The following is a 12,536-nucleotide window of genomic DNA, read 5'->3' as shown; positions in this document are numbered from 1 at the left end:
AGGAAGCTGGCCGGCACAAGCCGGTCAGCTTCTTTTGTTCGGCTTGGCGTCTAGCGGTGGTTGCAACACCTGAGCGATTAGGAGTTGCTGGGAGAGATGAAAAGACCACGAAAGTCCCGGGGCGCTCCTCCAAAGAACGCTGCACGGGCTCACTATGATCAGCTGATGAAACAGGGAATAGGCAATTCCGAAGCGTGCCGGATCGTAGGAATCAGCCGTAGTTCCGGCACTCGATGGCGGCACGGCCACACGGTCGTTCTGAAGTCCGGAGACATCAAGAAGTACGCTCCCATCTCTCATCAGAGGCCAGCCGTGATCTCCGCCCGATTTCTCTCCGAGTCGGAACGGATCACGATCGCGGACCTGCTGCATGCCCGGCGGAGCATCCGTGCCATTGCCATGGAGCTCGGGCGCAGTCCATCAACCGTGAGCCGGGAAATTCGACGCAACATTCACAAACCCTCTGGCAACTACCGTCCGAGGACGGCCCAGCGCAGCGCGGAACGCAGAAGGAGCCGCCAGCGAAGCGGGAAGATCGCCGGCAACCCGGAGCTGCAGGACTTCGTCCGCGAGCACCTCGAACAACGCTGGAGCCCCCGCCAGATCAGCAACCGGCTGCGCGCTGTCTTCCCGGAACAACCGGAAATGCACGTCGTGCCTGAGACCGTCTACCAGGCCCTGTACGGGCGCGGACGCTTGGATCTGGCGGTGAATCCAGCCGTCTCACTGCGGACCGGTCGGACCGGTCGCCGGCCACGCCGCCGGAAGGAACACCGGACCAAACGCTTCCCCGACATGGTCATGATCCGTGACAGGCCCGCAGAAGTGACCAGCAGATTAGTACCCGGGCATTGGGAAGGCGATTTAATAATTGGAAAAGGCAGCCGCTCGGCCATTGCCACACTGGTCGAACGGACCACCCGCTTCATCATCCTCGTGCATCTGGCAGGCAACCGCGGAGCAGAGAATCTGCGCGACCGGCTGGCAGAAACGATGAGCGCCCTCCCGGCCCATCTACGTCGTTCCCTGACCTGGGATCAGGGCACTGAAATGGCCTGCCACCAGGACTTCACGCAGCGGACTCTCATGCCGGTCTACTTCTGCGATCCCGCCAGCCCCTGGCAACGCGGCTCGAACGAGAACACTAATGGCCTGCTCCGCCAGTACTTTCCCAAGGGAACCGATCTGGGCGTCCACACCGCCGAACACCTTGCCTCAGTCGCGAATCAACTCAATCGACGGCCGCGTGAAGTTCTAGGCTGGGAGAGCCCCCTCGAGCGCCTGACTACACTGGGTTCACCACTGACAGACTCATAAACCGTTGCAACGACCGCTGACTTCCGCCCGGTTGAAAACTGAGCCACCCGTTCCAAACGATTGGGTGGGTGATCACAGTGGAGGATTGGGCGCTTATTCGGCGGTTGCATCTTGCCGAGGGTGAGTCGATGAGATCGATAGCCGCGCGGCTGGGTATCTCCCGGAATACGGTCGCGAAGGCTGTCAGTGCTGACGGTCCGCCGACGTACGTCCGGGCGCCGCAGGAGTCCGGGATCAAGGCGATCGAGCCGGCAATTCGAGCGCTGTTGACGGACAATCCGCGGATGCCGGCGACGGTGTTGGCTGAGCGGGTGGGCTGGTCCGGATCGGCGGCCTGGTTTCGGGAGAACGTGGCCAGGCTCCGGCCGGAGTATGCCCCAGCTGATCCTGCCGACCGGATCAGCTACGAACCTGGGGACCAGGCCCAGTGCGACCTGTGGTTCCCGGAGGTCCGGATACCCGTTGGCGCCGGCAAAGCCAGGGTGCTGCCGGTGCTGGTGATGGTCTCCTCGCATTCGAGGTTCATCATGGCCCGGACGATCCCGTCCCGGATGACCGGGGACCTGCTGGCCGGAATGTGGGAACTGCTCGGTGGATTGGGGGCTGTTCCGAGGCGGCTGATCTGGGACAACGAAACCGGCATCGGCCGCCGGAACAGCTACGCTGCCGGCGTTTCGGCGTTCGCCGGTGTCCTGGCCACGCGGATCGTTCAGGTCAAACCCTACGACCCGGAAACCAAGGGCGTGGTTGAGCGGGCCAACCAGTTCCTGGAGACTTCCTTCCTGCCGGGCCGGGTCTTCACATCACCGGAGGACTTCAACGCCCAGCTCGCGGCATGGCTGCCGAGGGCCAATGCGCGCCTGGTCCGCCGGACCGGCGCCCGGCCCACCGACCTGCTCGCAGCGGACAAGGCGGCGATGCTGGGGCTGCCGCCGGTGCCGCCGGTGACAGGATTCGCCGCGAGGGTCCGGCTCCCGCGGGACTACTACGTCCGGATGGGATCCAACGACTACTCCGTCCACCCGCAGGCCATCGGCCGGTTCGTCGACGTCACCGCAGACCTGGAAACCGTCACGATCAGCCTGGACGGCAGAAGCGTCGGAAACCATGCCCGGTCCTGGGGCAACGGTCTAACGCTCACCGACCCGGACCACGTCCAAGCAGCGCTGGCGCTACGGAAGGCCTTCCAAAACCCTCGCCAGTTGGCGAACCAATCGGGCTGCGGGACCTGGCGGACTACGACCGGGCGTTCGGCGTCATCCTCGATGACGGGCAGGTCGCCTGATGCCCGCTGCCAAGGAAACCACCGGCCAGATCGAGTACTACTCCCGGGCGATGAAGGCACCCCGGATCCGGGAGGCAGCAGCCAGGAAGTGGCAGCCAGGGAAGCCTCCGGGGCGGAGACCCGGGCACGGGCTGCCGGGTTCCCTGCCCGGAAATCGCTTGATGACTTCAATTTCGATCACCAGCCCGGCCTCAAACGCGACACTATCGCGCACCTGGCCACCGGAGCGTTCCTCACCGAGGCGTCCAACATCGTCCTGCTCGGCCCGCCCGGCACCGGCAAAACACACCTCGCTACTGGTCTGGGACTACGTGCCGCCCAGCTCGGACACCGGGTCCTGTTCGCCACCGCGATCGACTGGGTCGCCCGGCTCCAGAGCGCCCATCAGAATGGCAGGCTGCCCCAGGAACTGGTCCGGCTCCGCCGCTACGGACTGATCATCGTGGACGAAGTCGGCTACATCCCCTTCGAACAGGACGCCGCTAACCTGTTCTTCCAACTGGTCTCATCCCGCTACGAACATGCCTCGCTGATCCTGACCTCGAACCTGCCCTTCGCCCGCTGGGGCGACGTGTTCGGCGACCAGGTCGTCGCCTCAGCCATGATCGACCGCATCGTCCACCACGCTGAAGTCATAACACTGAAAGGCTCGAGCTACCGGCTCAAACACACACAGGTCGACTCGCTGCCCTCGACAAGGCCAGAAAATACGGCAGAATAACCAACGTCAAAGTGGCTCAGCTTTCAACCCACGAAATGGCTCACTTTTCGACCATCGCTGACACCCGTCAAGCAGGACGCGATGTTCCACTCCACATCGCTTTGATAGAACCACGAGTGACGCTGCGCCGCGCGCCTTTGTGGTCGTGATTCGCCGCCACCGACGGAGGTGATCATGGCAGCCGGAGATCTGGCGCTCTGCCCCCCGTGCCAACAACTTCACTGATAGTGGAGATTCCGTCAACCTGGGTCTGTGCTGCTGTTGCGGAATAACAGGATTGCCGGCGAGGGATTCAGGAAGGTCTGGTCTGGCATAGATACTGGTACACCGTTTCCCGGCTGATGCCGTAGCCGCTGGTGAGGAAGGATTTGGGAATTCCGCTGGCCGCCCGGCTGTACCAGCTCGGCTGCCCGCTTCGGCTAGTACCCTGCGTGTCTCATTGGCTTGGCGGTGGCTTTTTATTTCGGTGCGGAACGCGTACCTGCGTCCGTGCCCGACCCCGTCGTTGGAATGAATTTCCAGTCGAAAGACCCGTTGCCTCGGAGTGTCATCCGAAGGAACCCGTGGGTGTTGCTGAACCTCTTCGCAATGAACGACGGACTGCTAGTGAAGGAGCGGAGACCGATACCTCCCGTGGAAACCTGGAACGCTGTCATCCCGTCACTGACGCACTGGTCCTTGTTGTTCACCGGACATGAGCGTTCGTAGTTGTGTTGTGACCCTGACAGGGTCAGACGGACCCGGTGCTTCCACATGACGTCGATCCACGGCTTGTGGTCGGCGGCCCGCTTATGTTCCTTCGTGTTCGACGTGAAGTACGGTTCGTGGTACACGACTGCCAGGTGCTTACCCGCTGCCTTCGCAGCAGCGAGGTCGTTGTCCAGCCATCTCGTCAACGCCCGAGCCTCCGTGGGGTTGTAACGCCAGTGCGCGGAGGACAGGAACGCGAAGTGCCAGTTCCCGAAGTCCTTCGAGTACGGTTTCCCGTTCCCGATGAACCCACGCTGCTGGTTGATCGCAGCCTTCGCCTTAGACCCAGGGCATTGGCCGTTCATAAAGTTGTCGAGGTCTTCGTTCCGTCCGGGTTTCCAGTCGTGGTTGGGTGCGGACACCCAGTACAACTTGGGTTTCGTGCCACCCCACAGCCGTGTCCAGTACTTCACGTAGTCAGTGCAGTACGCGGTGTCGTACTGGAAGTCCCCGAGTCCCAGGAACGCGTCAATCTCGTTGTTCCGCACCAGCCTGGTGATCGCCGCACCGTTCCGCCCGGACGGGCTAGTCGGTGCGTACGTCTTCGGGCCGTTCATGTCACCGACAGCAGCGATCCTCACGTCACGCGCAGGTGAAGCGGCCTTGGGTGGCGGTAGGCGTGGCGCAGCGAGAGTCGCAGTTGATTGCAGCGCCCACTCAGCAGTGTTCCCACCGCCACTATCGAGGGACGCGGCCAAAAGGCCAGTGACGCCTAAGAGGAAAGCGGACGTTCCAGCGATAACACGATTGCGGCGCATGGGACCGTGCCTCCCTTCGTGGGGCCGGTGTGTACCACTCCGGCAGGTTGGGGGCACGCCCGGTATGTCGAGTGTAGAACAACACCGGGATGATTACAGGACACTGTTAGTCCCCACGTCGGGACTCACAACTACTCCGGGCACCACTAAGGCCAGCTGCGTCCCATCAGAAACCCACACACACACCAAGCACGTCCTACAGGAAGCTTTCTGCCACGACCGGTAGGCCGAGAGACGCGGCAACGAGACATCCAAGGTGGGGCTGTGGTTCGGAGGTATCTCGGCCGCCTGTCTTTCATCCCTCGGCTTACGAGACATGCAAACTTTACGAAACCGGGAACAGGCGTGTTGCGGCGGACCCTCATATCCGGTTGAACTACACCCCATGCTGACGCAAGACGCCGAAATGTCCCTGTTGCGTCACGTCAGTAGGTCTGGAGTAGTGCCCATTAGCGTGGTGTAACGGCCCGGTTCAGGGCGTGTTGCTCCCGAACGTGAGGCGGCCATCGCGTGATTCTTGGAAAGACCGACCAAAGTCTTCTCTCAAGGAGTTTTCACGCGATGACCGCACCCCATGTTATCGACCCTGCCCGTTTCCTGTCAGAGCAGCTCGAGCAGGCTTCCCCGGATCTGATGCGCTCCATGCTGACTACGTTCATCAACGCGCTTATGAGCGCTGAGGCGGACGCGGTCTGCGGCGCCGAATACGGTGCCCGTTCCGAGGCACGATCGAACTCCCGGAACGGGTACCGGCACCGGGACTTCGACACCCGCACCGGCACCCTGGACGTGGCCATACCCAAGCTTCGGCAGGGCTCGTACTTCCCGGATTGGCTTGTCCAAGTCCCAGGTTTCGGTAATGGCGCAGGACCTGGACGCCCAGGTCGAGGCGTTCCGCACCCGGCCGCTGGACGCCGGCCCGTACACGTTCGTGGCCGCTGACGCCTTGGTCCTGAAGGTCCGCGAAGGCGGCCGGGTCGTCAACGTCCACGCTATGGTCGCCACCGGCGTCAACGCCGACGGACACCGTGAGGTCCTCGGCATTCAGGCCTCCTCCGCGGAAGACGGTGCCGGCTGGCTGGGTTTCTTCCGCGATCTGACGGCACGGGGCCTGTCCGGGGTGAAACTGGTGACCTCCGACGCCCATGCCGGACTCGTCGCGGCGATCGGGGCGGCCCTGCCCGGCGCAGCCTGGCAGCGCTGCCGCACCCACTACGCGGCGAACCTCATGTCCGCCACGCCGAAAGCGTCCTGGCCATGGGTGAAGACGCTGCTGCACTCGGTCTATGACCAGCCCGACGCCGCCGGCGTGCACGCCCAGTTCGGCCGGGTCCTGGACGCCCTGGCCGAGAAACTGCCCAAGGTCGCGGACCACCTCGAAACCGCCCGGGAAGACATCCTCGCGTTCACGCCCTTCCCCAAAGGCCTGTGGCGCCAGGTCTGGTCCAACAATCCGCAGGAGCGCCTGAACAAGGAAATCCGCCGCCGCACCGACGTCGTTGGGATCTTCCCCGACCGCACCGCGCTGATCCGCCTGGTCGGCGCCGTCCTAACCGAACAGCACGACGAATGGATCGAATCCCGCCGCTACCTCAGCCTCGACCTCATCCAACAATCACAGGCCCTCGGCACCGACCCGGAGACGAAGGAGGACAGCACCCCAGACCTGGCGCTCAGCGCCTAACCAACCCAAGAATCACGCGGCAACCGCGCTACACCACGCAAATGGACTTGACCAGGTCTGGGAACGCCGCCTCGTTATCTCCCCTGTTTCTATTGAGTCGCGTGCACCAGGACGATCCGGGTGCAGAGTACATGACGGTTGTTCATCGGGTGATCCAAGCGGCCATGGAACGCCTGTCGATTGCTTGTGCCCCGCACGGGCGCATCGGAGCCCTCATGAGGTCCCTTTTGGGCGTCGCGGTTTGTCGGATCCAGCCGGTGCCCCAGCTCTGGTGCCATGGATTTCTCCCTGCGCGTACACCGCGGTAGCCACCGGGGCGGCACCCGGCCTTGGGATGGCACAGTGGAACCTATGGATACACATGAGACCCCCGCCCGGACCGCCCTGGTCGTAGGCGCCAGTGGCATCACCGGCTCCGCGATCGTTGAGCAACTGACCTCCCAGGACTGGGACGTAGTGGCGCTGTCGCGCACCCCCCTGCCCGGTAGCATGGCGCGGCACCTAAGCGCAGACTTGCGCTCGGCCGAAAGCCTTGAAATGGTGCTTGCCCCAGAGCGGCCCACGCACGTGTTTTTCACCGCGTGGTCCCGCCAAGCCACCGAGAAGGAGAACATCGAGGTCAACGCCGGGATGGTCCGGAACCTCCTGGGCGCCCTGGCCCACGCCCCGGTGGAGCACGTGGCGCTGATGACCGGGCTCAAGCACTACCTCGGTCCCTTCGAGGCCTACGGGCAAGGCGAAATGCCGGACACCCCCTTCCTGGAGGAGGAGCCGCGCCTTCCTGTGGACAACTTCTACTACGCCCAGGAGGATGAGCTGTGGGCCGCCGCTGAACGTCAGAGGTTCCGCTGGTCGGTGCACCGGGCGCACACCGTGATCGGCCACGCGGTGGGCAACGCCATGAACATGGCGCTCACCCTCGCCGCCCAAGCCGCGATCTGCCGGGAGACCGGTCGTCCCTTTGTGTTCCCCGGCTCCGAGACTCAATGGAACAGCTTGACCGACATGACTGACGCCACGCTGCTGGCCGAGCACATGATCTGGGCCGCCACCACAGAGACTGCCGGCGACGAGGCCTACAACGTCGTCAACGGGGACATCTTCCGGTGGCGCCGAATGTGGCCAGCCCTGGCTGACTACTTTGGGCTCGACTGGGAGGGCTACCAAGAGGCGCCGCGGCCCTTGGAGGAGCAAATGCGCGGCGCCGAGGACAGCTGGGTCCGGATTGTGGCCCAGCACCGGCTGGCCGAGCCGGTCCTCGCGCGCGTTGCCTCCTGGTGGCACACGGACGCGGACCTGGGCCGTCCCATCGAAGTAGTTGCCGATATGAGCAAGAGTCGGTTAGCTGGCTTTAGCGGCTACCGCCGCACTCAGGACTGCTTCACCCGCCTGTTCGACCGCTACAGGGCCGAACGCATCGTTCCGTAAACGGTTCCACAGGCCACCCCAACATCCACGACGTCCGCGGCAGAGGACTTCTACAGGGAGTCGAGTTCGTCACGGATCCCGAGACGAAGAACCCTCGAACCATTTCTGCAGCGAAGTCACCGCGCGTTTGGTTCGAATCGGTCCGCGCCCTAACATCGTGCATCCGTCACAGCAGCATTATTCTCCGGGCGGCCCCCGCCGCTGACCATCAGCGGCGACGAGCCCGTCACGAGACTTCGCATCCTGGACAAAGCGCTTACCCGTGACGGGGACCTCGCCACACACCAAGTATCCGACCTTCGTCCCGTCAGCGAGGTTGATGTACAACCGGCGGACGTCCTTCATCTTCCAAGGGTTGTAGACGAACTCCGGTGACGGGTCTTCGGCGAGAGCAGACTCCTGACCTGGCGCTTGGTCCTGGTCAGATTCCGTCATCAATGCGAGCTGCTCCATGGTGTCCCCTTTGTTCGTCTCACCACGGAACATGCGCAGATTTAGTTTCGGGCTGGCAGCGTGCCCTTGTCGATGTATCGGGACCTGCCCTTCGGTGGCTTCGTCACGGCGGCAGCCACCGGCTCCTCAGCAGTATTCCTTCAAGACCCTGTTAATTTGCTAAGCGGTAGTCCTGCACTGAGGGGATTTCGTGCCTGATGTCCTTGGTCACCACTCGTGAGAACCAGCCAAGGTCGAACTCGTATTCGCTACCACCTTTGAAGGACTCAGCAACCTCGTCTTGATTGTCGAACGACACGCCCTCGGACACGTGCATTGTCCCGCAGTTCGTCGTTTCTACCAGAACACCGGCTGTCGAAGCCGAGCCTCTAGTTCCACCAGAGCTCGTATCGGGTCTTGCTGAAATGACCTCACATCGAAGGCCTTCAATACCGAATGAGTTCAGAGCGGGCATCGACATGTAAAGATGGTGAAACCAAAGAATAAGAAACCAGCAAGTTTCCAGTACCACTTTAATCTTGGTCTTGTCGGTTTGTTCTGAGCTCGGCCTTCTACATCGTTGCCAGTATTCGTCATCCCGTATCCCCCGCGTCGTATTCCCAGCACAAGCCCCGCGGGCTGACTCTACAACGAAACATGCGCAGATTAGTCCCGGGCAGGCAGCGTGCCCTTGTCGATGTATCGGGACCTGCCCTTCGGAGGCTTCGTCACGGCGGCGGCTACCGGCTCCTCGGCGCCGTACTCCTTCAAGTATCGGTAGAGAGTTGCACGTGACATCCGACGGCGTCTGCGGCCTGCTGGGCGGTCTTGCCGGTGGCGAGCAGGTTCTTCGCCGCGGCGACCTTGTTCTCCACTTTGACGGGGTCCGCCGGCCGTTTGCCGGACTGCACTCCCCTGGCCTGGGCGGCCATCACTCCGAAACGCACTCGCTCGTTGATGATCTCCCGCTCGTATTCGGCCAGGGTCGCGAACAGGCCGAGTTGTAGGCGCCCGGAGGCCGTAGAAGGGTCCACTCCGTCTACCAGGGAGTGCAGCCCGATCCCCCGCTTGGTCATTTCGTCGACGGTGTTCAGGACGTCGATCACGGACCTCCCGAGCCTGTCGATTCGCCAGCAAAAGACCTGGTCCCCGTCGCGGGCGTATTTGAGCAGCTCGGTCAGGCCGGGACGCTCCTTCGCAGTTTTCGCCCCCGACATGTGATCGATGAAGATCTTGTCCCTGGCGACACCGGCTTCCTCGAGGGCGGCAATCTGCATCCGCGCGTCCTGGTCTGTCTTGCTCACCCTCGCGTAGCCCAGCTTCATGCGCACATCATGTCACGCAGACCCTTGACGGTTCTATGAGACATTGTGGTGAGACAGACTCTGTGAGACAAAAAACCCATATAAAGCCTAGAAACAGGGGGTCTCGGGCTAGTCACCCATAGGTATAGTTCCTGAGACGGGGATAGTCTGCTGCTTTCACTGGAAACGCACACCCTGCGCTCTCCCGGACTACCCTTGGGGTTCAAAGCGAACTCTGGTTTGAGGCGAGGGATCTTCTTGCACTCAGGGAGCCAGAGTTCCCGATGCCGGAGGCTCAGATGTCCGCACTTTTGATCGCCCGATTTCGCGGTGATGTCGAAGAATTGACCCGGGCATACGACAGGGCTCACAAGGTAATCATGGAGGCCGGCGGGCCGCCTGGAGAGCTGCGTCATCATTGCGCTGTCGATGACGACTCGCTATATCTCATCGGGGTATGGGAGTTCGAGGAGCTTCTCAGGGCCCGCTTCGCCAGTGACCACTTCCAAAGAATCCTCGCCCAAGCCGGGTTTCCTTCCACAGACCACGCTGAGGTTACGATCCTGCACCTGCACGCGATCGAACCACCGCTGTAGCTCAGAGGTCTTCGTCGGGGTGGTGTCCCACAGGGGTCATTGCGTCGAAGTGGTCCGGGTCCTCCAGGCAGGTCAGGGAAATGATCTCCCCGGTCCTCTTGTCAACGAAGGTGCTCCCCCGACCGATGAGTTGGCAGGAGTAGTCGACGTCAATGACCAACTTGCTCCCGCCGTCGATGAGAAGCCACGCTGTCTCGTCCTCATAGCCGTAGTCGGCGACCGTGTATTCGCCGGACTCCCCTGCTTCCCAGGTGGGGGCGAGGCCTCATAAGCGATCGCTCTGGCCTGTTCGAACGACAGCATGAGCCCTCCAGTCAGAGTTTCGCTTCAGCCGTGGGCACCGGGATGGCAAGAGGCGCCCCTCGACGGGGCATTGCAAGGACTCGGATTTCCCGGCCCTAACGGAACCGAACTTTTTTGGCTTCCCTCTCTCAGCGAGGACCGTGCCTCTTCCGAACGGTGGTGGATACGGGGGTGAGGAAGAACGGGCACGAGCTGGGATTGACCTCGGCGGTGAACCGAAACTTGTCACCTTCGGCCACGTAGGACGGAGCGCTCGTGATGGTGAATTTGAGGTCGGGCATGTTCACGTTCTCGCCACCCCGGGACTGCAACACATCTCGGCCTCGGTGGACGGAGAACCGCGCAGTTTCGTCCTGCGGGCGACCCAGGTCTACCGCCGCGAAGACTGTAGGCCACGTCGCCAACGACGTCGTAGGAGAGCAGTTCGAACCGGTAGGACGTCCATGGGCGACCTTCCACTCGCCGCCCGTCACGGGGAAAACGTCACCGGATAGCAGCCCCTAGTTCAGATTCATGCCGAACTGTCGGGTGAGAAGTGCGCGGTTGAAGTGGGCCTCGGCTGCATCGACATGTGCCGCCGGAGTGCTCGGCGAGAAGTCAGCCCAAGCATGGCAGTTTTAGCAGGCTTGGTTTGGCGGTTTTGCTGATAGAGATGACTGTGACAGTGCTGGCGAGTCATCTGTCCGAGCCTCGAGCCATGTGACCGGCGAGAAATTCTGCGTCCGCGCCGACACCTGAGAGCAGGCCTGACTTGAAGGTGTGCATCCAGTGCAGCCCGAGGAAGTACAACCCAGGAACCGGAGTGACGCCACGCTGTTGGATGGGCCGACCGCGGTTGTCGAACACCGGGATCTTGACCCAGTCGAAGCCGTAGGCATAGCCGGTCGCCCAGATGATCGTGTTGATGCCTTCCCTGGCGAGATTCAGCGAGTCGACCTCTTCCACGGCGGGGAGATGGATCGGTTCTTCCGCCTCTTCCTGCTCGAGCCACTCATCGATCCCGTTGCCGCTGATGAACTGACGCGCTGCCGACAAGAAGGCGGTTTAGGCCTGGTCGGCCTCATCGAGTACTTGGTTCGCGTTGGCTCGGACAGCGAGGTTTCGGCCTGATGTGCCGATGACCCTGCCGATCACGGTTACGCCGTCCGCGGCCAGTTGCCGAACGTTGACGTCGTATCCGCCGTTCACACCGGTCACGACCGTGGAAGGCGGGTATTGCCGATCGGGAAAGCTGTCAATTGTCTGGTCGAAACGGCCCAGTGCCTCTAGCCACCAGTAGACGTCCCTGCCCCTGAAGCGTCTCGGTGCGCGCCGGTGCCGGCTTACCGACAGGTACACGCGGCGCCCGGCATGTAGCAGTTCGTCGGCGATCTGGCAGCCTGAGGCGCCGCTGCCCACCATGAGCACGGCGCCTGCCGGCAGCGCCTAGGTGACCGGTAATGCGTGGGGTCGATCTGCAGCGCCGACGGCGGGAGGTCACGGGCCAGTTGGGGGATACGCGGACGTTGGAACGGTCCCGTTGCGATAACTACGCGTTGCGTGTGGATGGAACCTTCGGCCAGGGACACTTCGAAGCCCTCGCCCGCGCCGCGTCCTGTGATGGCGAGAGCTTCGGTGTGCTCGCGCACCGGGACCCCCATGCTCACTGCGTAGTCCTCCACCACACGGAGGATCTCGCTGTAGTGTGCGAACCGGTCGGGATCGTTTCCCCGGAACGAGTAGCCCGGCAGTTGGAGCGTCCAGTTCGGGAACTGAAAGCGCAACGACTCCCATCTTTCGGTGCGCCAGCGTTCACCGATTCGCCGACGCTCCAAGACGACGTGCTCGCGCCCTCGCCGCTGCAGGGCACTACTCATCGCGAGCCCGGCGTGGCCGCCCCCGATGACAACGACGTCCTTATGCTCCCGCATGCTCGGCTCCCTGCGAACTGATGACACGCCGAGCGTACCAGCGGCGGT

The 12,536-nt window shown here is 62.7% G+C and carries 12 protein-coding genes and 4 pseudogenes; 6 read left to right on the top strand and 10 right to left on the bottom strand.

Annotated features, from left to right (window positions below; translation table 11 throughout):
- Window positions 1-165: 165 nt before the first annotated feature.
- From QFZ33_RS12545 to istB, 3 genes and pseudogenes are all read left to right on the top strand, one after another.
- Window positions 166-1,317: an IS30 family transposase gene (locus QFZ33_RS12545; RefSeq protein WP_307027897.1), complete on the top strand. Its 1,152-nt coding sequence runs from the start codon at window positions 166-168 to the stop codon at window positions 1,315-1,317.
- A gap of 77 nt (window positions 1,318-1,394) precedes the next feature.
- Window positions 1,395-2,602, top strand: a pseudogene (gene istA, locus QFZ33_RS12540) (IS21 family transposase).
- Window positions 2,602-3,323, top strand: a pseudogene (istB, locus tag QFZ33_RS12535) (IS21-like element helper ATPase IstB). Before istA ends, istB begins: the two co-directional pseudogenes overlap by 1 nt.
- Window positions 3,324-3,615: 292 nt before the next feature.
- On the opposite strand, the pseudogene QFZ33_RS12530 reads toward istB, so the two are convergent.
- Together QFZ33_RS12530 and QFZ33_RS12525 are read right to left on the bottom strand one after the other, a co-directional pair.
- Window positions 3,616-3,742: pseudogene (locus tag QFZ33_RS12530) on the bottom strand (helix-turn-helix domain-containing protein); the annotation flags it as partial.
- A gap of 39 nt (window positions 3,743-3,781) precedes the next feature.
- Window positions 3,782-4,630 (bottom strand): metallophosphoesterase family protein, encoded by an 849-nt coding sequence (locus tag QFZ33_RS12525; RefSeq protein ID WP_307027893.1) that lies wholly within the window; start codon window positions 4,628-4,630, stop codon window positions 3,782-3,784.
- Window positions 4,631-5,392: 762 nt separating this feature from the next.
- On the opposite strand from QFZ33_RS12525, the pseudogene QFZ33_RS12520 reads away from it, so the two are divergent.
- Both QFZ33_RS12520 and QFZ33_RS12515 read left to right on the top strand, forming a co-directional pair.
- Window positions 5,393-6,515 (top strand): annotated as a pseudogene (locus tag QFZ33_RS12520) (IS256 family transposase).
- Between the two features lie 351 nt (window positions 6,516-6,866).
- Window positions 6,867-7,943, top strand: a complete 1,077-nt coding sequence (locus QFZ33_RS12515; protein ID WP_307027891.1) for an SDR family oxidoreductase — start codon at window positions 6,867-6,869, stop codon at window positions 7,941-7,943.
- A gap of 177 nt (window positions 7,944-8,120) precedes the next feature.
- Here the strand turns inward: QFZ33_RS12515 and QFZ33_RS12510 are convergent, their stop codons facing one another.
- The 3 genes from QFZ33_RS12510 to QFZ33_RS12500 all read right to left on the bottom strand — a co-directional run bounded on the left by QFZ33_RS12510 (window position 8,121) and on the right by QFZ33_RS12500 (window position 9,700).
- Window positions 8,121-8,396 (bottom strand): hypothetical protein, encoded by a 276-nt coding sequence (locus tag QFZ33_RS12510; protein ID WP_307027889.1) that lies wholly within the window; start codon window positions 8,394-8,396, stop codon window positions 8,121-8,123.
- A 645-nt stretch (window positions 8,397-9,041) separates the two neighbouring features.
- A complete protein-coding gene (locus QFZ33_RS12505) occupies window positions 9,042-9,173 on the bottom strand; it encodes a hypothetical protein (RefSeq protein WP_307027887.1) in 132 nt (43 codons plus the stop codon).
- Window positions 9,143-9,700 (bottom strand): recombinase family protein, encoded by a 558-nt coding sequence (locus QFZ33_RS12500; protein WP_307027884.1) that lies wholly within the window; start codon window positions 9,698-9,700, stop codon window positions 9,143-9,145. The genes QFZ33_RS12505 and QFZ33_RS12500 overlap by 31 nt, the downstream gene beginning before the upstream one ends.
- Window positions 9,701-9,978: 278 nt before the next feature.
- On the opposite strand from QFZ33_RS12500, the gene QFZ33_RS12495 reads away from it, so the two are divergent.
- Window positions 9,979-10,275 (top strand): hypothetical protein, encoded by a 297-nt coding sequence (locus QFZ33_RS12495; RefSeq protein WP_307027882.1) that lies wholly within the window; start codon window positions 9,979-9,981, stop codon window positions 10,273-10,275.
- Between the two features lies 1 nt (window position 10,276).
- On the opposite strand, the gene QFZ33_RS12490 is transcribed toward QFZ33_RS12495, so the two are convergent.
- From QFZ33_RS12490 to QFZ33_RS12470, 5 genes are all read right to left on the bottom strand, one after another.
- Window positions 10,277-10,435 (bottom strand): hypothetical protein, encoded by a 159-nt coding sequence (locus tag QFZ33_RS12490; RefSeq protein WP_307027880.1) that lies wholly within the window; start codon window positions 10,433-10,435, stop codon window positions 10,277-10,279.
- A gap of 271 nt (window positions 10,436-10,706) precedes the next feature.
- On the bottom strand, window positions 10,707-10,859 hold the full coding sequence (locus QFZ33_RS12485) for a hypothetical protein (RefSeq protein ID WP_307027879.1): 153 nt from the start codon (window positions 10,857-10,859) through the stop codon (window positions 10,707-10,709).
- Window positions 10,860-11,253: 394 nt separating this feature from the next.
- A complete protein-coding gene (locus tag QFZ33_RS12480) occupies window positions 11,254-11,613 on the bottom strand; it encodes a hypothetical protein (RefSeq protein WP_307027878.1) in 360 nt (119 codons plus the stop codon).
- Window positions 11,614-11,622: 9 nt separating this feature from the next.
- Window positions 11,623-11,775 (bottom strand): hypothetical protein, encoded by a 153-nt coding sequence (locus QFZ33_RS12475; protein WP_307027876.1) that lies wholly within the window; start codon window positions 11,773-11,775, stop codon window positions 11,623-11,625.
- Window positions 11,776-11,900: 125 nt separating this feature from the next.
- Entirely contained in the window at window positions 11,901-12,488 is a 588-nt protein-coding gene (locus QFZ33_RS12470; RefSeq protein WP_307027874.1) for an NAD(P)-binding domain-containing protein, read from the bottom strand.
- Between the last annotated feature and the right edge of the window lie 48 nt (window positions 12,489-12,536).

It is taken from the genome of Arthrobacter globiformis (genome assembly GCF_030815865.1).
Lineage (GTDB): Bacteria > Actinomycetota > Actinomycetes > Actinomycetales > Micrococcaceae > Arthrobacter > Arthrobacter globiformis_B.
The sequence above is the reverse complement of the archived record's forward strand: the minus strand, read 5'-3'. Positions and strand labels throughout refer to the sequence as shown.